This window comes from Methylobacterium nigriterrae (assembly GCF_037106235.1).
GTDB classification, from domain to species: domain Bacteria; phylum Pseudomonadota; class Alphaproteobacteria; order Rhizobiales; family Beijerinckiaceae; genus Methylobacterium; species Methylobacterium nigriterrae.
In genome coordinates, this window is record NZ_JBAWTG010000012.1 from 1 (window position 1) to 22,729 (window position 22,729).

The following is a 22,729-nucleotide window of genomic DNA, read 5'->3' on the forward strand; positions in this document are numbered from 1 at the left end:
GCCGGCGAGAAGTCGGACATCGAGGCCCGCGTCGGGCAGATCAAGGCGCAGATCGAGGAGACCACCTCGGACTACGACCGCGAGAAGCTGCAGGAGCGCCTGGCCAAGCTCGCGGGCGGCGTCGCGGTGATCCGCGTCGGCGGTGCGACCGAGGTCGAGGTCAAGGAGAAGAAGGACCGCGTGGACGACGCGCTCAACGCCACCCGCGCTGCGGTGGAAGAGGGCATCGTTCCGGGCGGCGGCACCGCGCTGCTGCGCGCCAAGAAGGCGGTCGCGGGCCTGTCGAGCGACAATGCCGACGTCGCGGCCGGCATCAAGATCGTCCTGAAGGCGCTCGAGGCCCCGCTCCGCCAGATCGCCTCGAACGCGGGCGTCGAGGGCTCGATCGTGGTCGGTAAGATCTCCGACAACACGGGCTCGGAGACCTACGGCTTCAATGCCCAGACCGAGGAGTACGTGGACATGATCCAGGCCGGCATCGTCGACCCGGCCAAGGTCGTGCGCACGGCGCTCCAGGACGCGGCCTCGGTTGCCGGCCTCCTCGTCACCACCGAGGCGATGGTCGCCGACGCTCCGAAGAAGGACGCGCCTCCCCCGATGCCGGGCGGCGGCGGCATGGGCGGCATGGACTTCTAAGAGGTCCGGCCACGGCCAACGGAAGAGGGGTCGCCGAGAGGCGGCCCCTTTTTCGTCGGGCTCGACGGAAGGCTTCGAGCGCTCAGCCGGCGCGGCGAGAGCAGCGCACGTAGGACGATGACCCCTTGCCGCTCGTCCAGGTGAGGCGGTCGCCGTCGACGAGGAGCCGCACCTGCGACGACCAGCGGCGGCCGCGGTCGCTGCAATCGGCCGCCATCACCCAGGCGTTCCCGCTGCGGCGCCCATCGTGGAAGTTGCAGGTGGTGCGCCCGGCCCGCGCCCCGTCCTCGGTGATCGTGGCGGGCAGGTAGCCGCGGCGGCGCGAGCGCGCGCCGCAGGCCGCGCCGGTCGGCCCCCAGGTGCCGACGTAATCGGCCCGCTCCGCCGTCATCGAAGCGGACTGGGCGGCCCCGAGGTTCGAGCCGGGGGTCGGGGCGATGTCCGGCCCCAGGCCCACGAAGGCGACCGGACGCGGCTGGACCGGCTCCTCGGCGGCCGAAGCCTCGGCCCGGCGCCGCGCCGTCGGCAGAGCGCCGGACGTGCGGGCCAGCTCGTTCGGAACCTCGAAGCCGGCCGTCTCGGATCGGCTCGGATCGAGCCGGGCGGGCGCCGCGCCGGGCCTGAGGGGCAGGTCCTCGGACAGGAACACGGCGCTGTAGCTGAACAGGGCTCCCCAGCCGGCCGCCAGGGCAAGCAGCATCGCGAACCATCTGACAGAGCCATCGCCCCGATCCGCGCGGGCCGCCTCCCCCGACGCGCCACCGGTCAGGGCCCCCTCGATCCCCACCGCCATGTCCCAATCCCCCGGTTCAACCCTCAGCGGCCGAAGATGCCCTTCAGGAACTGCGCGGTGCGGTTGCGCTTCTTCTTCCGCTCCAGTTCCGCCGCGTCCTTCAGCCACGCCACCTGCACGACCCGGCGCTCGCCCTCGAAGGGCTCGTGGCCATGCCAGGAATTGTCCGCTCGCAGGAATGCGAACATCGTGCCCATCGTCGGCGGCACTTCGACCGCGAACGGCGCATAGTTCTTGCCGTCGTAGAGGACGCGCAGGCGGCCGGCGGCGGGCGCGTCCCAGGCGTCGTTCATGTAGACGAGCAGCGTCAGGACCTTCGACGGGCCGTCGGTGTGGATCGAGCCGTACTTCAGCTGCGAGCGCTTCATGATGGTGGTGAGGCGCGGGCAGGACACGAGATCGACCCCGAACTTGTCGCCCAGGATCTTCGAGAAAGCGTCGCTCTCGAGCTCGTCGATCAGAGCCTTGAAACGGCCCTTGAGGGCGACCTCGTCCACCGTCAGGTAGCCGGGCTTGCCGATATCGGGGAAGTCGCGCCGGATCTCGTCGATCGCCTCGGCCTTGAGCACCCCGTCCGCCAGGGCGTAGCGATAGGGCTCGTGGCTGAGCGGCGCGGCGCGCACCGCATCGACATTGAGGATCGACAGACCGGACATCGAAGGTTTTTCCGCAATCGAGAGTTGAAGGTGCGCCGGTCGAATCCGTCAAGTTCACGGGCAACGGAATCTTAGCGAGTCTTCCTGCGCTGGGAATCCCCTAAATTCTCAGATTGCGGCGAGCGCGCGGCGGTTGCGGTGCGAGACCCTTTCCGCCCGGAACGGAAACTGCCATGCTTCACATCCTCGATGCTGCAAAGGCGGCCGGCCACCCGCGATGAGACGTCCTGCCCTCGCGCTTCTGCTCGGCCTCGCGACCGCGATGCCGGCCAGTGGGCAGACCCGCTCGGCGACGCCGCGCATGCTGTGCGCGGAGGCGATAGCGCTGGTGAAGCGGGAGGGCGCGGTGGTCCTGGGAACCGGAACCGCGCCGCCCGAGCGCTTCGTTCGCGACCGCAGCTTCTGCGAGTTCACCGAGATCGCGGAACTGCGCTTCGTGCCGACCCGCGACAACCCGCAATGCCCGATCGGCTATCGCTGTAAGGAGCCGGGCCTCGAGGATTGGGATTGGGACTGGAAATAGCACGCGCCGTCGCGGTGAGGACGCGACCGCGCGCCGCGGCCTCGCCGCGAGGTGCGTTCCATGACCAAAAATTCACAAGACAAGCCGTGAGTTGCGCCACTATCTCGCCATGAGCCGCCGTCACTGGCGGCCGGCCGGCCCTTGCGGAGCAGGTCTTGCCGCGGCCGGCCGGTGAAGGCGAAGGAAAAGGGGAGATGCGCGTGGCCGCAATCAGGAGCGGGCTCGGCTTCCAGGCCGCCCTCACGGCGATCTTCGCCCTCGTTCTGCTGGCGGCTCCAGGCGTGCCGTCGCCGCCCCTCTACGTGTCGCTGGCCGGCTTCGTGATGGCCGGCATCCTGCTCGCCTCGGCCCACCTCTCGGCCTACCTGAAGGTGTTCGTCTCGGTCTACGGCCTCGGCTACCTGATCCTGGCCGGCGGCAAGACGCTCGCCGCGATGGGTCTCCTGCCGCCGACGCTGGCGGCTCTGCTGCCCCCCTCCTTCGCGGCGACCGGCGCCGTCGTGTTCGGCGCGATCGTGCTCGGCATCTCGTATCTCGGGCCGATCCGCGACATCACGCTGATCGCCGACCCGTACTTCGCGTCCCGCGACGAGCCCACGCGCGAGATCGGGCCGTTCCGCTTCTTCGGCGCCACCGAGGGCAAGGTCGGGCAGCGGCTCGTGGCGCTCTCGATCTTCATCACCTTCGCGCAGGTGGCACTGCAGCTGCGCCTGAACTTCTGGTTCCGCGACCTCTTCAACGCGCTGCAGGAATACAATTCCGAAGTCTTCTGGTACCAGCTGATCTGGGTGTTCGGGCCGCTCGCCACGATCTGGGTGATCGTCGGCATGGTCGACACCTTCGTCGACGCCTCGCTCCATCTGCGCTGGCGGACCTGGCTGACCCGCAGCCTCTACGAGCGCTGGCTCGACGGCGGCACCCATTACCGCATCCCCTTCACGGGCGAGCACGCCGACAACCCGGATCAGCGCATCCAGTCGGACGTGAACCTGTTCATCTCGCAGACGACGACGCTGTCGATCCGCCTGCTCTCGCAGGCCGCGACGCTCGTCTCCTTCATGGTGATCCTCTGGGGCCTGTCGCGGGACTTCGTGCTGCCCTTCACCGACACCGTGGTGCCGGGCTTCCTCGTCTGGCTCGTCGTCGGCTACGCGGTCGTCGGCACCTGGCTGACCCATCTGATCGGACGGCCGCTGATCGGGCTCGATTTCCGGCAGGAGAAGGTCGAGGCGGACTTCCGCTTCTCGCTCGCCCGTTCGCGCATCTATTCCGAGCAGATCGCGCTGCTGCGCGGCGAGCGCGCCGAGAGCGTGCGGCTGTGGGGCCTGTTCCGCGAGATCATCGACAACTACCTCGGCATCATCTACCGGCGGATCAAGCTCGGCAGCTTCACGCTGTCCTACAGCCAGCTCAGCGTGGTGTTCCCCTACATCCTCGCGGCGCCCTCCTATTTCCTGAAGAAGATCACTCTGGGCCAGTTCCAGCAGACGGGCGACGCCTTCTCGAGCGTGCAATCGTCCCTGTCCTTCTTCATCAACTCCTACGTGACCATCGCGGCCTACAAGGCGAACACCAACCGCCTCGCTTCCTTCAAGCGGGCGATGACGAAGGCCGAAGCCCTGTCGGGCGCCGGATACGGCCTCGCCCAGGGCAACGAGACCAGGGCCGACGTGACGGCGTCGGGCCTCGCGCTGGCGCTGCCCGACGGCCGCGAGATCGTGACGGCCGACCGGCTCTCGCTCCCGAAGGGCGCCGCCACCCTCGTGACCGGCCCATCGGGCTCGGGCAAGTCCACCCTGTTCCGGGCGATCGCGGGCATCTGGCCGTTCGGCAAGGGCCGGGTCGACGTGCCGAAGGGTCAGTCGGCGCTGCTGCTGCCGCAGCGGCCCTACATCCCCCTCGGCAGCCTGCGCGGCGCGGTGGTCTATCCCAACACGACCGATCAGTTCTCGGACGCGGCGATCCGGGAGGCGCTCGTCGCTGCGCAGCTTCCGCAGCTCGTCGACCGGCTCGACGAGGTCGATGCCTGGGATCAGCGGCTCTCCGGCGGCGAGCAGCAGCGCCTCGCCATCGCGCGGGCCGTGCTGGCGAGGCCCGACTGGCTGTTCCTCGACGAATCGACCGCGGCCCTCGACGAACGGAGCGAGGCCGGCATCTACCGGATGCTGCGCGAGCGCCTGCCCGGTACGACGATCGTCTCGATCGGCCACCGCTCGACGCTGCACGAGCACCATGACCGACGTCTCGACATGCAGGCTGCGGCCGACGGCCGCTTCGAGCCGCGCGACCTGCGCCATGCCGTGCCGGCCGAGTGACCTGATGTCCACCCGGCCGGGCTCGCAATTGTCAAGTTTTAGACGATTGCATGCGTCGCATTCATCGATCTTGCCGCAACGCAAAAGGATTTGACGGCGTCGATCAACGGTAAGAGCCCGGAAGAGAGATAGATTTCACGGCTCCGCCTGGCGTTTATTTGGAACCGACTGCGAGATCGGTCGTTTTGCTCTGCGTTAATCATTTTGGAGGAACGCATGAGAAAGCTCACGACCGTCGCCGGCGCCTTTCTGCTGATGAGCTCCGCCGCCATAGCGGCGCCCTGCACGACGGGCACCACCGTCGGCAACCAAGCCAACAAGGACACGAGCTCGAACGTCGATCCAGGCTCGACCGCGAAGGTGAGCCCAGGCGCCAAGGCCGAGTCGCCCGGCACGGTCGGCGCCATGAGCAATGCCGGCTCGACGGGCGCGAACTCGGCGAACGACGTGAAGAGCCAGTCCGAGGGCAAGCCGACCGCTTCGCAGCAGGCGAACAAGGACGGCTGCTGATCCGGAACGGGCGCATCGCCCTGCATTTCGCCGACGCCCGCCCGGCCCTCGCCGCGGCGGGCGTCTCGCGTCGGAGCGCGGCGCCGGGCCGGCAGATCCGGATCGGCCCGTGCCACGTTCGAGAGAGCGATGCACGACCCGCTCGCTAAGAAACTGGCCTGCCTCGACCGCCTCTCGCCAGCGGAGGAGGGCATCCTTCGGACGATCGTCGCGCAGGTCCGCATCATCGAGCCGCGCCACGACCTCGTCGAGAACGGCAGCCGCCCGAGCAACAGCACGATCCTGCTCGACGGGTTCGCGGGTCGCTACAACCTCACGGATGATGGGCGCCGCCAGATCACCTCGATCCACGTCGCGGGCGATTTCGTCGACCTCCACAGCTTCCTCTTGAAGACGATGGACCACGGTGTCACCGCGCTCACGCGCTGCCGCGTCGGCCTCGTCCCGCACGCCGTCCTGGCGCAGATCACCGAGACGCAGCCGCATCTCACGCGCCTCCTCTGGCTGACGACGCTGATCGACGGGGCGATACACCGCGAATGGCTCCTCACCATGAGCCGCCTCTCGGCCCTCGAACAGACCGCGCACCTGTTCTGCGAGTTGTATACCCGCCTGAGCGCCGTCGGCCTCGCCAACGCGGCTGACCGCAGCATCCTCCTGCCGCTGACCCAGGGCGAGCTCGGCGACGTGCTCGGCATCACGACGGTCCACGTCAACCGCGTGCTGCAGGAGATGCGCGCCCGCACCCTCGTGGTCTGGAACGGCGGGCGCCTGATCATCCCGAACTGGGACCGGCTCGCCGAGGTCGGGCTCTTCAACCCGCTCTACCTGCATCAGCACAGCGAGCCGCGCTGAGCGCGTACCCCGGGCGTGACGGCGTGTCAGCCCCGCCGCAGCCTGGCGGCGGCCTCCGCCGCGCGGCGGATCGCGGCGACGTCCGGCGCACCGGCGGGAACGACCCAGCTGCCTCCGACGCAGAGAACCGGCTCGAGGGCCAGCCAGTTCGGCGCAGTCGCCTCGGTGATGCCGCCGGTCGGGCAGAAGCGGACCTGTCCGAACGGGCCGGCCAGCGCCTTCAGAGCCTTGATCCCGCCGGCCGCCTCCGCGGGGAAGAACTTGAACCGGTCGAGCCCGTGATCGAGACCGCGCATGATGTCGGCGGCATTCGCGACGCCCGGCAGGTAGGGGATGCCGCGCTCCAGGGCCGCCTTCGTCAGCGGTTCGGTCAGGCCCGGGCTGACGATGAACTGCGCGCCCGCGCCGATCGCCGCGTCGAGGTCGCGCGGGTTCAGGACCGTGCCGGCCCCGACGACCGCACCCTCGACCCGCGCCATGGCCCGGATCACCTCGAGGGCCGCAGGCGTCCGCAGCGTCACCTCGAGCGCGGTCAGGCCGGCTTCGACCAGCGCCCGCGCGATCGGCTCGGCATGGGAGGCGTCCTCGATCACCAGGACGGGAATCACGGGGACGGAGCGCATCAGGGCGTCGATGCTGGTCATGGCCGGTTCCTCTCGATGCAGGGGAGATGAGGCTGAGGGATCGCGCGCCGCCCGCAGGCGGGCGGCTCGGCGCGCAGGCAGCGGCGAAGGGCCCGGGGCCTCAAAGCCCCGCCGCCGCCAGCATCGCGGAGGCGCCCTGCTCGGCCCCGTCCGCACCGTGGCGCATGAAGGCGAAGAGTTCGCGGCCGGTGCCGGAGGCGGGTGCGGGCGGCGCGGACTCCTCGCGGGCGGCGAACTCGGCCTCGTCGACCAGAACCTCGAGCCGACCCTCCTCGGCGCTGAGGCGCACGATGTCGCCGTCGCGGATCCGGCCGATCGGGCCGCCGCCGATGGCCTCGGGGCTGAGATGGATCGCGGCCGGCACCTTGCCGGAGGCGCCCGACATGCGCCCGTCCGTGACGAGCGCGACCCGGTGGCCGCGGTCCTGCAGGACGCCGAGCGGCGGCGTCAGCTTGTGCAGTTCCGGCATGCCGTTGGCGCGCGGGCCCTGGAAACGCACCACCACGATCACGTCACGCTCAAGTTCTCCGGCCTTGAAGGCCCTCAGCACGTCGTCCTGGTCGGCGAAGACCCGGGCCGGCGCCTGGATCGTCCGGCGATGCGCCTCGACCGCGCTGGTCTTGAAGGTGGCGCGGCCGAGATTGCCCTTCACGAGGCGCATGCCGCCGTCGGCCTGGAAGGCGCTGTCCGGCCGGCGCAGCATGGTCTCGTCGTAGCTCTTCTCGGGGGCGGCCTCGTAGACGAGGTCCTCGCCGTCGAGCTTCGGGTCGCGGGCATGGTCGCGCAGGCGCGCGCCCGACACCGTCATGATGTCGTCGTGCAGGAGGCCCGCATCGAGCAGGCTCGCGATGACGAAGCTCATGCCGCCGGCCGCGTGGAAATGGTTCACGTCGCCCGAGCCGTTCGGGTAGACGCGCGCGATCAGCGGGACGACGGCCGAGAGCCGGTCGAAATCCTCCCAGTCGAGCACGATGCCGGCTGCCCGCGCGATCGCCGGAAGGTGGATCGCGTGGTTCGTCGAGCCGCCCGTGGCGAGGAGCCCGACCACGGCGTTGACGATGGCCTTCTCGTCGACGCAGCGCCCGAGGGGACGGTAGTCGTTCCCGTCCGCGCCGATCTCGGTGAGCCGGTGCACCGCGGCGCGCGTCACGGCCTGGCGCAGCTTGGTGCCCGGGTTGATGAAGGAGGCGCCCGGCATGTGCAGCCCCATCACGTCCATCATCATCTGGTTCGAGTTGGCGGTGCCGTAGAAGGTGCAAGTGCCCGCCCCGTGATACGAGGCGGCCTCCGATTCGAGCAGTTCCTCGCGCCCGACCTTACCTTCCGCGTAGAGCTGGCGGATGCGCTGCTTCTCCTTGTTGGCGAGCCCCGACGGCATCGGGCCGGCCGGGATCAGGATGGTCGGCAGATGGCCGAAGCGCAGCGCCCCGATCAGCAGCCCCGGCACGATCTTGTCGCAGATGCCGAGAAGCGCCGCCCCGTCGAACATGCCGTGGCTGAGGGCCACCGCGGCCGAGAGCGCGATGGTGTCGCGCGAGAACAGCGACAGCTCCATGCCGCGCTGGCCCTGCGTGACGCCGTCGCACATGGCCGGCGTGCCGCCCGCCACCTGGGCGGTGGCGCCGCGCTCGCGGGCGAAGAGCTTGATCTGGTCCGGATAGCGCCCGTAGGGCTGATGGGCCGAGAGCATGTCGTTGTAGGCGGTGACGATGCCGATGTTCATCGTCCGCCCGGCCCGGATCGCGGCCTTGTCCTCGCCGGCCGCCGCGAAGCCGTGGGCGAGGTTGCCGCAGGCGAGCGTCGGACGGTGCACGCCGCCCTCGCGCTCGCGCTCGATCAGGTCGAGATAGGCCCGACGCGAGTCCCGCGAGCGCTCGATCACGCGGGCGGTGACGGCTGCGATCTCGGGATGGGTCTCGGTCATTCCTCGTCCTTCCTGCTGTCCGCGAGCGGGCCCCGCCAGGCGCCGGCTGTAGACGGGCCACCGTCCCTTGTAAACGTTTACAAGATGCTCGGGAAGGTTCGCCGGGCTTCCTGCCGCCTCACTTATGCGTGCCCGCCCGCGATGGAAGGGGCGACGGTTCCCCGCGATCGGGCGAGCCGTCGCCGAGGACCGCCGGGTCAGTACTCCCAGAAGATGCGCTGCAACTCCTTGGTGTCCTGCGTCCTGGTCAGGGCCACGGCCGCGAGGATCTTGGCCTTCTGGGGATTGAGGTCGTGGGCGACCACCCAGTCGTACTTGTCGTCCGGCTGCTCGGCGTTGCGCAGCACGAAGCCGTCCGGCACGCGCGATGAGCGGACGATCAGCGTGCCGTTCGCCCGGATGTCTTTGAGCTTGTCCACGATGTAGCCCGGCACCGAGCCGTTGCCGGTGCCGGCATTCACGATCGCCTTGGCGCCGGCCTGGACGGCCGCGTCGTAGGCGCCCGGGTACATGTTGCCGGAGCCGTACACGATGGCGACGAGCGGCAGGCTGTCGATCGTCTCGATGTCGAATTCCGACGACGTGTTGTGGCGCTTCGTCGAGGCCCGGAGGAAGTAGGTCTTGCCCTCCACCACCATGCCGAGAGGGCCCCATTGGCTGAAGAAGGCGCTCGGCACGATGTTCGTGCGCTTCGTCGCGTCCCGGCCGGAGAAGATGTTGTCGTTCATGGTGACGAGGACGCCCTTGCCGACCGCCTCCTTGCTGGCGGCGGCCGTGACCGCGTCGAGGAGGTTCAATGCGCCGTCGGCCGAGATCGCGGTCGAGGGGCGCATCGAGCCCACCACGACGATCGGCTTGTCGCTGCGCACGACGAGGTTCAGGAACAGGGCCGTTTCCTCGAGCGTGTCGGTTCCGTGCGTGATCACCACGCCGTCGACGTCGTCCTGCTTGAGGAGTTGCGAGACGCGCTTGCCGAGTTGGACGAGCTGCGCGTCGGTGAAGCTTTCCGAGGCGATCTGGAAGATTTGCTCGCCGCGCACGTTCGCGACGTTCGCCATGGCGGGCACCGCGGCGATCAGCTTGTCCACCGGCACCTTGGCGGCCTGATAGGTCGCGCTGTTGCTGGCATCGGCACCCGCGCCCGCGATGGTGCCCCCGGTCGCCAGGATGACGACGTTCGGCTTGCCCGCCACGGTGGCGCTGCCGGATTCCGGCATCTCGCGGGCTTGGAGCGGCGTTACTGCGGGAACCGCTCCCATGGCGCCGATCAGGAAGGCCACCTGGGCGAGGCGCGCGGCGCGGCGCGGGCGGGCGGGACGAAGCTGGGCTGAGGGCATCGGCGAACCTTGTCTCAGGGAACGGCCGAGATGAGCATTCCTGGCCGCCGCAACGCAAGACGGAGACCGCCCGCCACGCCTGCGCGCCGTCGCGGAGCCGTCGGGCGGGCCGGATTTGCGACTCTCGGTCGTGTTATACGGCTGGATTCAACTCCGACGGGGAGATCCGCGTCCCAACGTCCGGCCGCGTACGCCGGCGGATTCGCGCGAGCATCCGGGGCGCGCGTGCCACGGCAGCGTCAAACTCGGACCCTACCCGCAGCAGGGGAAATAGAGGGTCCTGATGCACGCAAGAATCCTGAGTGCCGCCATCCTGCTCGCGACGCCTGCCTGGGGGCAGGATTACAACCGAACCGACCTGATCCGCGGTCTCTGCCAACCCGACGGATGCGACGAGTTCGGCATCGTCGCGGTCGAGCCCGTCCGGACGACGCCGGAGGGCAGCCTGAAGCGGACCCGGCTGAGAACCTTCCACGCCAGCTATGGCGGCCGCGTGTCCCGCGGCGAGGAGACGGGCTATGTCTATTGCTCGCCGACCAGGCCCGCGGTCATCGCCGAGAAGCAGGGCCGCACGGTGGGGATCCTGCTGGCGCCCTTCGCGACGGAGGATTCCCGCGAGACGGTCCGCCGCTACACCAACTTCACCGCCACCTACTTCGCGATCTGCCACGGGCCGGAGGCGGGCCGCCGGGCCGTGCGCGACCTGCGCGGCGTCGCGCAATCGCTCGGCTACCGCGCGGGCGCGACCCGCTCGCAGGTGGTCGACCTGAAACGGGCCGAGGACATCCTCATGCCGGGCCAGGGCAGCACTCCGGCCGTGGCCGGGCCGGAACCGAGGCCCGCGCGCGAGGCCCATGCCCGCCAGGACGACGCGGACGGGGCCCCGCCCGCCGGCGAGATCCCGGAAGACTGACCGGCGCCCGCGTGAGGGCGATCACAGTCGCCGGGCGCGTCCGACGTCATTCCAGCCTCCGCGGCCGAAACGATCGGCTGCCCAGATAGGAGGCATGAATGATTCGTTCGGTTCGGGTTATGGCCGCGCTCGTCGCGGTCGGTGTCGCTGCACTCGGTGCGACTGAGGCGTCCGCGCGCGGGGGCTTCGGCGGCGGACATGGTGGTTTCGGCGGCGGCTTCGGCCGCGGCTTCGGGCATCACGGCGGCTGGGGGCGGCATTACGGCTGGGGACCACGCTTCGTCGGCGTTGTCCCGGCCTATTACGGCACCTGCTACGTCAAGCGCTTCATCAACGAGGACGGCGACCTCGTCGTGCGCAAGATCTGCGAATGAAGCGGCGGTGGATGACGCGCGAGGGTCCTTCGGCCTCTCGCGCGTCTCCGATTCGGGCCTTGAGCCGCCCGCGAAAGGCTACTGCCCCTGCGGCTGCCCCTGGCCGCCGCTCTGCTGCTGGTCCTTCTTGTTGGCCTTGTGGTGGCCGACGGCGCATCCCGCGGCCGCGCCCATCTTGCCATGCCCGGCAACGCTGCCGGCCGCCCCACCGACGACCGCGCCCTTGATGCAGCCCTTGGCCTGCACGGCCGTGCCGCCGGCGAGCAGGGCGAGCGCGAGCACGGCGGCGAATGACACGGGATATCTCATGATGACCCTCTCGGTTGTACGCCGAACTCAACCGAAGGGATCGGCTCGGCGTTCCGCCCCGACACGACAGGCCGGGCGCGGCCGTGGCGCATTCGCGCCCGGTGCTGTCGCCCGTGGCCGACGCCGAATAGAAGCCGCGTTAAGCTGAGCCCCGCTGAAACGGGAAAGAAATGGAGATTATATCGTTTTCGCACCAGCCGCCGGATGTCGTATGCCGCGCCTCCTGGGAGAAACCGAGTGAGACTTCATCCCCTCGTTGCCGTAACGATTGCAACCGCATCGACATTCTCGCGACCCGCTTCGGCTCAAGCGCCTGATAATCCCTCTCCCGCTGCCGCTCAGCTGATCGGGCTCTTCACTCAAACTTGCGTGCAGTTCGCAGGGCGGCGGGATGCCTTGCGTGATTTCCTCACGCGGAAGGGCGTTCCGGAATTGAGCGAAGGAGGCAAGGCGATCTTCCTTCGAGCCCGCAAAGGCGTCGGCTACGACGCCACGAACAAGGTCACCCGTTTGGCGCTCGTATCCGAGGACAACGGCGCCTGCACGGCATTCATGGGGGAAGGCGGCAACGCCGATATTATCTCGCAGGTTCGTTCGCTCTTCAGAGGGCTGCATGTCCAGTTGGAACAGGTCTCAGATGACCAGAAGCCGGACAGGAGAACGGCGATCGACAGGCTGACGGTTGGTGACAAGGCGTACAATCTCGTCACGAGCACGAACGGTAATCCGAGCGCGTCGATACAAGCGGCGATCACTCTCTCATCCGCAGCTCTCTAGCTTTTTCTGCCTTCGGCTTCGGCCCGCCGACCGCACGCAGCGCCGTTTCGGGCCGGACCGCGCATCCGGAGGCGCACCACGCAGGTCGAGCGGGCGCCTGCTCTTGGTGCGGACGGCGGGAGACCCTCCGTACCAACGGACATCATTGAGAACGTTGATGTTTTTCGTTCGCCTTCGAGAGGCTTTGCAGCGACCTTCGTCGCGGCTGGCGAGTGCCTTCACGATGGGCTGGCGGTCGCCCTGTTTGGCTGACCAGCTCGCGGGACCCATGTGCTCCGAGGATAGGTTTTTGGAGAGAACCGAGAGCTGATGGGAGTTCGCGAGCTTGCCACACGAGACCAGTTACCCGCCGCTCAACGTCCCAAAGCAGGTTGCTGACGGGGTCTGGATCGTGGACGCACCGCCGCTTCGTGCGGGTGGTATGCCCCTCCCGGTCCGAATGACGGTGATCCGCCTCTCCGGCGGTGAGCTGCTCCTTCACTCGCCGGTCGCGTACACCGCCGGACTTCAGCGTGCACTCGAAACGATAGGACGCATCGGTCACCTGGTCGCGCCCAGTGTTGGCCACTGGCTGTTCCTAAGGGACTGGCAGTCGGCGTGCCCCGGTTCAGTGACCTGGGCGGTGCCAGGGCTTCGTGATCGCGGGCAGGTGCGCCGCGCTGGCGTTCGGATCGATGCTGAACTGGGGGACGAGCCACCCTCCATCTGGGCGGGCGAGATCGACCAAGTGCTCGTCGTCGGGCCGGTGTTCAAGGAGGTTTGCTTGTTTCATCGTCCGAGCCGGACGCTCCTCCTGACGGACCTTGTCATCAACCTGGAGGCCGATCGCCTGCCGCTGCTCGCGCGGCCCCTGGCTCGTCTGCTGGGGATTGTCGCTCCTGACGGCAAGGCCCCACTGTACCTCAGGCTCCTGCTGCGCACGAAACGGCACGAGGTGGCTCTGGCAGCGAGACGGCTCGTGGAGTTCGACCCGGAACGGGTCATCTTCGCTCATGGACGGTGGTTCCGACGTGATGCCGCCGAGCAGTTGCGTGACTCCCTAGCGTGGCTTCTAGGGCCGAGCGGCGGCGCCGGACGTGCTCGCGTTTCCGCGTTCGGCGATCGGACGCCAGCGCCGGCCCGGGTCTCCACTTTGTTCGCCGGGGTGGCGCTCATCTGCGTCATCGGAGCTCTTGCCTACGCGAGGCGGCGGAGTCGGTAGACCCGTGGTGCCTCCGGCAGCTTCGTTCGTGACGCGTGGGCCTGCGGTTCTCGCGGTCTCGGCCTTCCGGCCGGGAAGCCGCGGTGTGAGGTCCAAGGCCACGCGTGTGCCGCTCCGACGATCGGCCTGCCCCGGGCCATATCGGCGAGCGTGTAGCCGAAGGATCACTGCGTCAGGTCGCCTATGGCCCTGCCCCGCACCTCCTCGCATCGGAACCAAGCCGAGCCTGCCCGTACGCCTCGTGCGGACAGCTCGGTGAGCGCCTGCTCGACAGCCATCTGCCCGACCCGCTCGCAGCGGTCCCTGGTGTCGAACACCGCTGCCACGCCATCATCCCGCCGGGCGCCGGCGATGATGGTCAGGATGAGGAGGAAGCCCGTCTTCACTGACGAGTCCAGAGGCGCGACGGCTGCACCTACTGGCGCCCTGCCATCAGGTCGTGCGTGAGCACCGCGAGCTTGCCGATCAGGCTCGTGACATCGCCTCGCTGGCAAGACCACTGCGTGCCGACGGCCTCTCCGTCTGACGATACGGAGACGACAGCGACGGAGCGGAGCTTGCCCTCACGCGCGAGCGCGAGCTGGTCCTGGAGAACTTCGATCACGGAGGCGATCTCCTCATTCGCCTCCACAGGCGCAACGCGCGGTGTGAAGGCCACGACCGATGCACTCGTAGACGAACGCTCTGTCCGGTTCATCCTGCTACCCCTTGCTGCGATCAGTCCAGGGCGAGGTAGTCGCGGGGCATTGTGCGAGCAGTGTGGCAGCTTGGGTGTGCGTCCTTGCTCGCCTACGACCTTGCTCCGGCAGCGATGCCGGTCGGGGTGCCCTGACCGGAGAGAAAGCTGGCGATGGTCATGTTTCCGAGGACCATGGTGCGGACGGCGGGACTCGAACCCGCACGGCCTTGCGGCCGCAAGATTTTAAGTCTCGTGCGTCTACCGGTTTCGCCACGTCCGCATCCGCGCCTGCGGTAGCGAGGCGGGGTCGGCAGATCAAGCGCTCAGCCCAGCGGCCCGGGCCTCCAGCCGTAGAGCCAGGCGTAGCGCTCGCGCATGCCGTGCGGGCCGAGGCGGCGCATTACGGCGTTGCGGATGACGGCCGGGAGGCCGCGCGCGTGATAGGCGCGGCCGTTGCCGCGGGCCGCCTTCTGGACGCGGCGGGCACGGGACGCGCGGGCGTCGGCGTAGGCGGCCAGCGCCGCGGGCACGTCGCCGGCCGCGAGGCAGCGCGTCAGCACGGCCGCATCCTCGATGGCGAGCGCCGCCCCTTGAGCCAGGAAGGGCAGGACCGGATGACCGGCATCGCCCAGGAGCGCCACCCGCCCGCGCGCCAGCGGGCGGGAGACCGGACGCTCGACGAGGGACCAGACGAGCCAGGAATCGGGCATCGCCAGGAGCTCGGAGAGATCCGGCGCGACCCTGCGGAAATGCGCCCGCAGCACGGCCGGCTCGCCGAGGCGGCCCCAATCCTCGTCGCCCTGCCGTTCGGGCACGATCGCCACGACATTGATGCGCTGCCCGCCGAGGATCGGGTAATGCACCACGTGCCGCCCGGCCCCGAGCCAGAGGCCGGTCGCGTCGCCCTGCAGGTCTGGCGGGGCGGATTCCCGCGGCACCACGGCGCGCCAGGCCGCCATGCGGCAGGCCGAGAGCGGCCGCGGGTCGAGGTGCTGGCGCACGCGCGAGCGCAGGCCGTCGGCGCCCACCACGAGATCGGCGCGCAGGGTCTCGCCCTTGCCGCCGTTGACGCTCTCGACGGTCAGGGTGGCGGCGTCCGCGGTCTCGCTCAGGCCGGTGACGTCGCGCCCGACGAAGAGGCGGATGCCGGGCCGGGCCCGCAGCGCGTCGAGGAGCAGCGTCTGCAGGTCGGCCCGGTGGATCACGTAGTAGGGCGCGCCGTAGCGCTCGCGCGCCGTCGGCCCGAGCGTGACGGCGCCGATCCGGCGACCCGATTCGAGCGCCCGCACGGTCACGCCCGGCGGCTCGGTGGCGGCCCGCCGCAGCGGCGCCGAGAGGCCGAGATCGGCGAGCACCCGGCTCGCATTCGGCGAGAGCTGCAGGCCCGCGCCGACCTCGCTGAAGCCCGTGCGGCGCTCGATGAGCGTCACCGCGTGACCCGCGGCGTTGAGAGCGAGCGCCGCGGTCAGGCCGCCGATCCCGGCACCGACGATGGCGATGTCGAGGGTGCTCACGGCGATGGACCGCGCCTCCTACTCCGCCGCGGCCACGGTGCGGTCGATCCAGACGCAGGATTCCGGGTCGGCGTGGCCCGCCTTCAGACTCGGGCGATACCGGTAGAGCGTCGAGCAGTACTGGCAGATGATCTCGTGGTCGGCGCCCATGTCGAGGAAGACGTGCGGGTGGTCGAAGGGCGGCAGCGCGCCGATGCACATGAACTCCCGCGATCCGACATGGATCACGGCCACGCCGATGTCGTTGTGGAAGTGCGGTACCGCTTTGTCAGCCATCGCGTTCCTGCCTGCCGCCTCGGTGGCGGGCTCCATCCTATCCGCGCCGGGGCCGTCAGGCCACGGACGGCCATGCCTCTAGCCGCTCGCGGGGCGCAATCCTAGTGCGCGTTGCGCGCCTTCGGGTTGGCGCGCCCGCCCGCGCGCCGTACATAGGGCGTTCGAGACCGACGGCTTCACGAAGACCCCTCCCCGATGACCCAGCAAGAGCAAGCGTCCGCGCAAGGCGCGCGCCGCGCCCCCGAACCGCCGATCCACGGCCCGGAGGACTTCGAGGGCATGCGCCGCGCCGGCCGCCTGACGGCGGAGGCGCTCGACATCCTGATGGAGGCGGTCGCTCCCGGCGTCACCACGGAGCACCTCGACCGGCTCGCCTACACCTTCGCGATGGACCACGGCGCCTACCCGGCCTCGCTGTTCTACCGGGGCTACCCGAGATCGATCTGCACCTCGATCAACCACGTCGTCTGCCACGGCATCCCGAACGACAAGCCGCTGCGCGAGGGCGACATCGTCAACCTCGACATCTGCCTGATCCTCGACGGCTGGCACGGCGATTCGAGCCGGATGGCCTTTGTCGGCGAGGTGCCCCGCAAGGCGCAGCGCCTGTGCGAGATCACCTACGAGGCGCTGATGCGCGGCATCGCGGCGATCAGGCCGGGCGGCTCGACGAACGACATCGGCCGCGCGATCCAGGCCTTCGCCGAGGCCGAGCGCTGCTCGGTGGTGCGCGACTTCTGCGGCCACGGCCTCGGCCGCATCTACCACGACGCGCCGACCATCCTGCACTACGTCGAGCCGAGCTACGACGTCCCCCTGAAGCCCGGCCAGTTCTTCACGGTGGAGCCGATGATCAATCTCGGCCGCCCCGCCGTGAAGGTGCTCTCCGACGGCTGGACGGCGGTGACCCGCGACCGCTCGCTGTCGGCGCAGTTCGAGCACACGGTCGCGGTGACGGAGACGGGCGTCGAGATCTTCACGGTCTCGCCCAAGGGCCTGCACCAGCCGACGAATCCGCTGGCCTGAGGCGCCTTCCGTGAAGCGGCCGGCGCCGGGCGCCGATCTCCTGAGCGACGCCGTCGCGCCGGCGGCGGAGACCGGCGAGGCGCCGCATTATCTCGGGCATCGCGACCGCCTGCGCGCCCGCTTCGCGCAAGGCGGCGCCGACGCGCTGCCCGACTACGAACTCCTCGAGCTCGCCCTGTTCCGGGCGATCCCGCGCCGGGACGTGAAGCCGCTCGCCAAGGCCCTGATCCGCCGCTTCGGCAGCTTCGCCGAGGTGGTCAGCGCCGAGCCCGCGCGGCTCGCCGAGATCGACGGGATCGGGCCCGGCGTGATCGCGGACCTGAAGCTCATCGAGGCGGCCGGCCACCGGCTCGCCCGCGGCGCCATCGCGGAGCGACCGCTCCTCTCCTCCTGGGCCGCCGTGCTCGACTATTGCCGCGCCACCATGGCGTTCTCGCCGCGCGAGCAGTTCCGCATCCTGTTCCTCGACAAGCGCAACCACCTCATCGCCGACGAGGTGCAGGGGCGCGGCACGGTGGACCACACGCCGGTCTATCCGCGCGAGGTGGCCCGCCGCTCGCTGGAGCTGTCGGCGACCGCCATCATCCTGGCGCACAACCACCCCTCGGGCGATCCGGCCCCCTCGGCCGCGGACGTGAAGATGACGCGCGAAATCATCGGCGTGCTCGACCCGCTCAGGATCGTCGTCCACGACCACATCATCCTCGGCCGCAACGGGCATTCGAGCCTCAAGGGCCTGAAGCTGATCTGAGCGTACGCTTCCGGATATTTCGGGCCGGCCGGCGGAATCGATCGGACCGGCCACGAGATCTCGCCGGCACCGGGGCCATTCCTGCACGGAAGCGGCGCTGCATTGTCTCGTTCGCGCGGCTTTTACTGGCCTGTTCAGGCGCTCATCGGTCGACACGCCCCGCTCCGCCGCGTTGTGTGCGGCTTTGTCGTGGCCCTCTTAACCCTTTGCGTGGCGCGCCTCTTGCCTCTAGCCTGAGGTGTCAGGGAGGCAGGCAATGGCGCGCGCGGCGTTCGACGAGATGACCGGTGGCGACATCGGCGCGATGGACCCTACGGCGGTCCGCGAGGCCTACGGCCAGCTCAAGACCTGGCTCGACTCGACCCCGCCCGAGCATTTCAACACCCGGCGCAGCCAGGCGGAACTGCTCTTCCGGCGCATCGGCATCACCTTCGCGGTCTACGGCGACAACGAATCGACCGAGCGGCTGATCCCCTTCGACATCATCCCCCGGGTCCTGACGAAGCCCGAATGGGGGTTCCTGGAGCGCGGCCTCAAGCAGCGCGTGACCGCCATCAACGCGTTCCTCAGCGACATTTACGGGCCGCAAGACTGCATCAAGGCCGGCATCATCCCGGCCGACCTCGTCTACCGGAACGCCCATTACCGCATGGAGATGCGGGCGTTCCGGGTGCCGCACGACCTCTACGTGCACATCGCCGGCATCGACATCGTGCGGACCGGCGAGAACGACTTCTTCGTGCTGGAGGACAATGCCCGCATCCCGTCGGGCGTCTCCTACATGCTGGAGAACCGCGAGGTGATGCTGCGCCTCTTCCCGGACCTGTTCTCGCGCCATCGCGTGGCGCCGGTGGAGAACTATCCCGACGCGCTGCTCGCGACCCTGCGCAGCCTCGCGCCCACGACCGCGACCCGCGATCCCACCGTCGTCCTGCTCACGCCGGGGCGCTACAACTCGGCCTTCTACGAGCATTCCTTCCTGGCCGACAAGCTCGGCGTCGAGCTCGTCGAGGCGTCCGACCTCTTCACCAAGGACGACGTCGTCTACATGCGCACCACCGAGGGACCGCGCCGGGTCGACGTGATCTACCGCCGCCTCGACGACGACTTCCTCGACCCGCTGGTGTTCCGGCCCGACTCCGTGCTCGGCGTGCCGGGCATCATGAACGCCTACGAACGCGGCTCGGTGACGCTCGCCAACGCCGTCGGCACCGGCATCTCCGACGACAAGGCGGTCTACAGCTACATGCCGGAGATCGTGAAGTTCTTCACCGGCGAGGAGCCGATCCTGCACAACGTGCCGACCTATCGCTGCCGCGAGAAGGAGGCCTTCGCCTACGTGATGGACAACCTGCACGAACTCGTCGTGAAGGAGGTGAACGGATCCGGCGGCTACGGCATGCTGGTGGGGCCGCACGCCACCAAGCGCGAGATCGAGGAATTCGGGCGCCGCCTGCGCCACGCGCCGGAGGGCTTCATCGCGCAGCCGACGCTCTCGCTCTCCACCTGCCCGACCTTCGTCGCCTCCGGCGTCGCGCCGCGCCACGTCGACCTGCGGCCCTTCGTGCTCTGCGGCGCGGACGAGATCCGGATCGTGCCGGGCGGCCTCACCCGCGTCGCGCTCAAGGAGGGCTCGCTCGTGGTGAATTCGAGCCAGGGCGGCGGCACCAAGGACACCTGGGTCCTCGATGCCTGACGTCCGCCTGAAAATTGGGCAGGCGAACCTGCCCTGATCCGAGGCATTTTTCGCCGTCGGCCGCCCCGGCGGCCGCGGCCTTCGTAGCGAAGATCCCATGCTGTCCAGGACCGCCGACAACCTCTACTGGCTCTCGCGCTACGTCGAGCGCGCCGAGTTCGTGGCCCGCATCCTCGACGCGGCGCACCGCCTCGCCTCGCTGCCCACCGCCTATGGCGGCGGCGAGACGAACGAGTGGGCCTCCGCGCTCGCCTCCGCCGGCGACACCGCGGTGTTCAAGCCGCTCTACGACGGCATCAACGCCGACACGGTCAGCAACTTCCTGGCCTTCAGCCCGCTCAATCCCTCATCGATCCGCAGCTGCATCGAGACGGCGCGGGAGAACGCCCGCAGCGTGCGGACGGCGCTCACCACCGAGATGTGGGACACGATCAACGGCGCCTGGCTGGAACTGCGCAACTACGAGGGGCGCGACCTCAACCGCGAGGAATTCTCGCGCTTCCTGGACTGGGTGAAGGGCATCTCGCTGACCTTCGACGGCTCGGCCTACCGGACGATGCTGCGCAACGACGCCTACTGGTTCACGCGGCTCGGCACCGCCATCGAGCGGGCCGACAACACGGCCCGCATCCTCGACGTGAAGTACCAGATCCTGCTGCCGGCCCACGAGAAGGTCGGCGGCAGCCTCGACTACTTCCAGTGGACGACGATCCTGCGCGAGGTCTCGGCCTTCAACGCCTATCACTGGGTCTACCGCGAGAGCATCAAGCCGCTGCTGGTGGCCGACCTCCTGATCCTCAACCGCCAGATGCCGCGCTCCTTCGCGAACTGCTACGGCGTCCTCGTGGAGCATCTCGACCTGATCGCCGACGCCTACGGCCGCCGCGGCGCGAGCCAGCGGCTGGCGGGCAACCTGCTCGCGCGGCTGGAGAGCGAGGACATCGACCGGGTCTTCGCCGCGGGCCTGCACGAATTCGTCAGCGCCTTCATCGAGGAGAACAACCGGGTCGGCGAGGCGATCATCGCGCAGTACCTTGTCTGACGAGGACGCCTTGTCGAGGCTCCGGGCCTGAGGCTACCCTTGAAAACCAAGCAATTCCGCAACGCGTTACGGCTGGTCCCGTGCCGGCGGAAGCGGTTCTGAACGGCAGTATCCAGGCATGCGCATCCGCCTCGTCCACGAGACCATCTACGCCTACGAGCAACCGGCGCGCGGGCTGATCCAGGTCATGCGGCTGACCCCGCGCGACCATGACGGACAGTACGTGCGGCGCTGGCGCATCGAGCCCTCGGTGGACGGGCGGATGACCGAGCGCGAGGACGGGTTCGGGAACATCGTGCACTGGTTCACGCCGGACGAGCCGGCCGACGCCCTGACGGTCCGGGTCTCCGGTGAAGTCGACACGAACGAGACGCACGGCATCGTGCGGGGCGCGGTGGAGCGCCTGCCCGACCTGTTCTACCTCCGCGAGACCGACCTCGTCTCGCCGAGCGACGAGATCCAGGAACTGGCCGAGCGTACGCAGGCCGCGGGGGACCGGTCGGTGCTGCCCTGCCTGCATCGCCTGCTCGCCGCCGTGCACGACCACATGGATTTCGAGCCGGGCCCGGCCAGCGCGAGCACGACGGCGGCACGGTCCTTCGAGGCCGGAAAGGGCGTCTGCCAGGACCTCACCCACGTCTTCATCGCGGCCGCCCGCCACCTCGGGATCCCGACCCGCTACGTCTCGGGCTACTTTCACCGCCGCGACGGGACGGCCGAGCAGGAGGCCGGGCACGCCTGGGCCGAGGCGCTGGTGCCCGACCTCGGCTGGGTCGGGTTCGACCCGTCACAGGGTCTCGGCACGGACGAGGCCTATATCCGGGTGGCGATCGGCCTCGACTATCTCGGGGCCGCGCCGATCCGCGGCAGCCGCACGGGCGGCGGCACCGAGACCCTGGACGTGCGCCTCCGCGTCGAGCCGGCACAGGCGCAGGTCCAGCAGCGGCAGAGCCAGGCCTGACCGTTTTTCGTCCGACCCGGCCGCCCCCCTGCACGCGATCCGTGCGGGCGCATGAGCTCCCAGGATCGCACATCGTGACGGGCGACAGACTTCTGGATGTGGCCCGCCCCTCTCCCGTCCTGGCTTGGCGTTTCACCCATCGCGGTCGGCGATGATCCTGTGACACACGCCGCGCTTCCCCTCCCGCTGGGAGGAGCGGCGCGTCGCGAGGCGTGAGCGCGCAAGCCCGCCGAGAGACGGCCTGGGATAGGCGGCGACCCTTCCGGATCACGCGTCCCCGCGCCCGGTCCAATCCGCGAACGCAACCTCTCCCGCAGGGGAGTGTCGGATCGATCGCCATCCGCGCCGCGTCCGGGCAGGCGCGGCATGCTGGTCACATCCGCCGAGCGTTGCGATCGTAAATTGTCTCACGCCCGGCGACGCGCTCGGGACGCGAAAGTATCGCGCCTGATCTCGCGCCCACGCAGACAAACATTACCTAAGCGATCTTTTGACTGGTAAATATCGTTCTGGTTGCCAAGTTTCTCGCCTAGAGCGGCCCGCACCAGGAACGAAGGCAACGCGTTCGGAATGTCCACACGCGGGCAAAGGCTTGTCGAGGCGATGAAGTTGCGCGGGATTCAGAAACAATTCGCACTGGCCTATAACGTCAACGTCAACGAGAGCACGATCACGCGATGGAAGAACGACGGGCCGATGTCGATCGATAACGCAATATCCGTATGCCAGTACCTGGATATATCGCTTGACTGGTTCTTAACGGGGAACGGCTTGATCGATCAGCACAAGCTGACATCGTCTCCCAGCATTGATGCGGATGACAACCTCGTGGCGTCGTTCCGGCCGCTGACACACCTCATGACCGAAACGTCGAGATCGCTACTCTTGAGGTTCTTCGATTCTCTCGCCGACCGCTGAGGCCGCGCGGCGCCGCAAATTGCACGTTGCGCAAGACTATTCTTCAGATATTGCCTGCAAAGCAATTCCCAACGGAACACACGAAAATAATCCGATCTA

Annotated in this window: 25 protein-coding genes and 1 tRNA gene; 15 read left to right on the top strand and 11 right to left on the bottom strand. The window is 69.0% G+C overall.

Going from position 1 to position 22,729, the window contains the following annotated elements:
• Positions 1 to 636: TCP-1/cpn60 chaperonin family protein (locus WDW90_RS09150; protein ID WP_336487079.1), on the top strand; the 636-nt coding region annotated here is incomplete at its 5' end.
• An 82-nt stretch (positions 637 to 718) separates the two neighbouring features.
• Here the strand turns inward: WDW90_RS09150 and WDW90_RS09155 are convergent.
• Together WDW90_RS09155 and WDW90_RS09160 are read right to left on the bottom strand one after the other, a co-directional pair.
• Positions 719 to 1,429, bottom strand: a complete 711-nt coding sequence (locus WDW90_RS09155) for a peptidase inhibitor family I36 protein (protein WP_336487080.1) — start codon at positions 1,427 to 1,429, stop codon at positions 719 to 721.
• A gap of 23 nt (positions 1,430 to 1,452) precedes the next feature.
• Positions 1,453 to 2,085: a 2OG-Fe(II) oxygenase family protein gene (locus WDW90_RS09160; RefSeq protein ID WP_336487081.1), complete on the bottom strand. Its 633-nt coding sequence runs from the start codon at positions 2,083 to 2,085 to the stop codon at positions 1,453 to 1,455.
• 217 nt (positions 2,086 to 2,302) lie between these two features.
• Here WDW90_RS09160 and WDW90_RS09165 point away from each other — a divergent pair, with 217 nt between their 5' ends.
• The 4 genes from WDW90_RS09165 (at position 2,303) to WDW90_RS09180 (ending at position 6,288) form a co-directional block, all read left to right on the top strand.
• Positions 2,303 to 2,608, top strand: coding sequence for a hypothetical protein (locus WDW90_RS09165; RefSeq protein ID WP_336487082.1), 306 nt, complete (start codon positions 2,303 to 2,305; stop codon positions 2,606 to 2,608).
• A gap of 200 nt (positions 2,609 to 2,808) precedes the next feature.
• Positions 2,809 to 4,923, top strand: coding sequence for an ABC transporter ATP-binding protein/permease (locus WDW90_RS09170; RefSeq protein WP_336487083.1), 2,115 nt, complete (start codon positions 2,809 to 2,811; stop codon positions 4,921 to 4,923).
• Positions 4,924 to 5,139: 216 nt separating this feature from the next.
• A complete protein-coding gene (locus WDW90_RS09175) occupies positions 5,140 to 5,433 on the top strand; it encodes a hypothetical protein (protein WP_336487084.1) in 294 nt (97 codons plus the stop codon).
• Positions 5,434 to 5,562: 129 nt separating this feature from the next.
• On the top strand, positions 5,563 to 6,288 hold the full coding sequence (locus tag WDW90_RS09180) for a Crp/Fnr family transcriptional regulator (protein ID WP_336487085.1): 726 nt from the start codon (positions 5,563 to 5,565) through the stop codon (positions 6,286 to 6,288).
• Positions 6,289 to 6,314: 26 nt separating this feature from the next.
• Here the strand turns inward: WDW90_RS09180 and eda are convergent, their stop codons facing one another.
• The 3 genes from eda to WDW90_RS09195 all read right to left on the bottom strand — a co-directional run bounded on the left by eda (position 6,315) and on the right by WDW90_RS09195 (position 10,193).
• The gene (gene eda, locus WDW90_RS09185; protein ID WP_336487086.1) at positions 6,315 to 6,932 is read right to left on the bottom strand and encodes a bifunctional 4-hydroxy-2-oxoglutarate aldolase/2-dehydro-3-deoxy-phosphogluconate aldolase; all 618 of its coding nucleotides are present in this window, start codon (positions 6,930 to 6,932) and stop codon (positions 6,315 to 6,317) included.
• Between the two features lie 100 nt (positions 6,933 to 7,032).
• Entirely contained in the window at positions 7,033 to 8,856 is a 1,824-nt protein-coding gene (gene edd / locus WDW90_RS09190) for a phosphogluconate dehydratase (RefSeq protein WP_336487087.1), read from the bottom strand.
• Between the two features lie 197 nt (positions 8,857 to 9,053).
• The gene (locus tag WDW90_RS09195; RefSeq protein ID WP_431311005.1) at positions 9,054 to 10,193 is read right to left on the bottom strand and encodes an asparaginase; all 1,140 of its coding nucleotides are present in this window, start codon (positions 10,191 to 10,193) and stop codon (positions 9,054 to 9,056) included.
• A gap of 283 nt (positions 10,194 to 10,476) precedes the next feature.
• Here WDW90_RS09195 and WDW90_RS09200 point away from each other — a divergent pair, with 283 nt between their 5' ends.
• Together WDW90_RS09200 and WDW90_RS09205 are read left to right on the top strand one after the other, a co-directional pair.
• Positions 10,477 to 11,106 carry a hypothetical protein gene (locus WDW90_RS09200; protein ID WP_336487088.1) on the top strand — a complete coding sequence of 210 codons (630 nt, stop codon included), beginning with the start codon at positions 10,477 to 10,479 and terminating at the stop codon, positions 11,104 to 11,106.
• A gap of 98 nt (positions 11,107 to 11,204) precedes the next feature.
• On the top strand, positions 11,205 to 11,480 hold the full coding sequence (locus tag WDW90_RS09205) for a hypothetical protein (protein WP_336487089.1): 276 nt from the start codon (positions 11,205 to 11,207) through the stop codon (positions 11,478 to 11,480).
• Positions 11,481 to 11,558: 78 nt separating this feature from the next.
• On the opposite strand, the gene WDW90_RS09210 is transcribed toward WDW90_RS09205, so the two are convergent.
• Positions 11,559 to 11,789 carry a hypothetical protein gene (locus WDW90_RS09210; protein ID WP_336487090.1) on the bottom strand — a complete coding sequence of 77 codons (231 nt, stop codon included), beginning with the start codon at positions 11,787 to 11,789 and terminating at the stop codon, positions 11,559 to 11,561.
• Between the two features lie 204 nt (positions 11,790 to 11,993).
• On the opposite strand from WDW90_RS09210, the gene WDW90_RS09215 reads away from it, so the two are divergent.
• Together WDW90_RS09215 and WDW90_RS09220 are read left to right on the top strand one after the other, a co-directional pair.
• Positions 11,994 to 12,566, top strand: coding sequence for an NMCC_0638 family (lipo)protein (locus tag WDW90_RS09215; protein WP_431311006.1), 573 nt, complete (start codon positions 11,994 to 11,996; stop codon positions 12,564 to 12,566).
• A 325-nt stretch (positions 12,567 to 12,891) separates the two neighbouring features.
• Complete coding sequence (locus WDW90_RS09220) at positions 12,892 to 13,767, top strand: DUF4336 domain-containing protein (protein ID WP_336487092.1); 876 nt, start codon at positions 12,892 to 12,894, stop codon at positions 13,765 to 13,767.
• Between the two features lie 164 nt (positions 13,768 to 13,931).
• Here the strand turns inward: WDW90_RS09220 and WDW90_RS09225 are convergent, their stop codons facing one another.
• From WDW90_RS09225 to WDW90_RS09245, 5 genes are all read right to left on the bottom strand, one after another.
• Entirely contained in the window at positions 13,932 to 14,153 is a 222-nt protein-coding gene (locus WDW90_RS09225; RefSeq protein ID WP_336487093.1) for a hypothetical protein, read from the bottom strand.
• A gap of 29 nt (positions 14,154 to 14,182) precedes the next feature.
• Complete coding sequence (locus tag WDW90_RS09230; protein ID WP_336487094.1) at positions 14,183 to 14,464, bottom strand: hypothetical protein; 282 nt, start codon at positions 14,462 to 14,464, stop codon at positions 14,183 to 14,185.
• 175 nt (positions 14,465 to 14,639) lie between these two features.
• Positions 14,640 to 14,726 (bottom strand) — tRNA-Leu (locus WDW90_RS09235).
• Positions 14,727 to 14,769: 43 nt separating this feature from the next.
• Complete coding sequence (locus WDW90_RS09240; protein WP_336487095.1) at positions 14,770 to 15,960, bottom strand: FAD-dependent monooxygenase; 1,191 nt, start codon at positions 15,958 to 15,960, stop codon at positions 14,770 to 14,772.
• A gap of 18 nt (positions 15,961 to 15,978) precedes the next feature.
• The gene (locus tag WDW90_RS09245) at positions 15,979 to 16,236 is read right to left on the bottom strand and encodes a zinc-finger domain-containing protein (protein ID WP_336487096.1); all 258 of its coding nucleotides are present in this window, start codon (positions 16,234 to 16,236) and stop codon (positions 15,979 to 15,981) included.
• Between the two features lie 195 nt (positions 16,237 to 16,431).
• Here WDW90_RS09245 and map point away from each other — a divergent pair, with 195 nt between their 5' ends.
• The 6 genes from map to WDW90_RS09275 all read left to right on the top strand — a co-directional run bounded on the left by map (position 16,432) and on the right by WDW90_RS09275 (position 22,630).
• Positions 16,432 to 17,262 (top strand): type I methionyl aminopeptidase, encoded by an 831-nt coding sequence (gene map / locus WDW90_RS09250; protein WP_336487097.1) that lies wholly within the window; start codon positions 16,432 to 16,434, stop codon positions 17,260 to 17,262.
• A gap of 40 nt (positions 17,263 to 17,302) precedes the next feature.
• Positions 17,303 to 18,013: a RadC family protein gene (gene radC / locus WDW90_RS09255; RefSeq protein ID WP_336487164.1), complete on the top strand. Its 711-nt coding sequence runs from the start codon at positions 17,303 to 17,305 to the stop codon at positions 18,011 to 18,013.
• Positions 18,014 to 18,269: 256 nt separating this feature from the next.
• Positions 18,270 to 19,709 (top strand): circularly permuted type 2 ATP-grasp protein, encoded by a 1,440-nt coding sequence (locus tag WDW90_RS09260; RefSeq protein ID WP_336487098.1) that lies wholly within the window; start codon positions 18,270 to 18,272, stop codon positions 19,707 to 19,709.
• 97 nt (positions 19,710 to 19,806) lie between these two features.
• Positions 19,807 to 20,751 carry an alpha-E domain-containing protein gene (locus WDW90_RS09265; RefSeq protein ID WP_336487099.1) on the top strand — a complete coding sequence of 315 codons (945 nt, stop codon included), beginning with the start codon at positions 19,807 to 19,809 and terminating at the stop codon, positions 20,749 to 20,751.
• 118 nt (positions 20,752 to 20,869) lie between these two features.
• The gene (locus tag WDW90_RS09270) at positions 20,870 to 21,712 is read left to right on the top strand and encodes a transglutaminase family protein (RefSeq protein ID WP_336487100.1); all 843 of its coding nucleotides are present in this window, start codon (positions 20,870 to 20,872) and stop codon (positions 21,710 to 21,712) included.
• A 570-nt stretch (positions 21,713 to 22,282) separates the two neighbouring features.
• A complete protein-coding gene (locus WDW90_RS09275; protein ID WP_336487101.1) occupies positions 22,283 to 22,630 on the top strand; it encodes a helix-turn-helix domain-containing protein in 348 nt (115 codons plus the stop codon).
• The last annotated feature ends 99 nt before the right edge of the window (positions 22,631 to 22,729 follow it).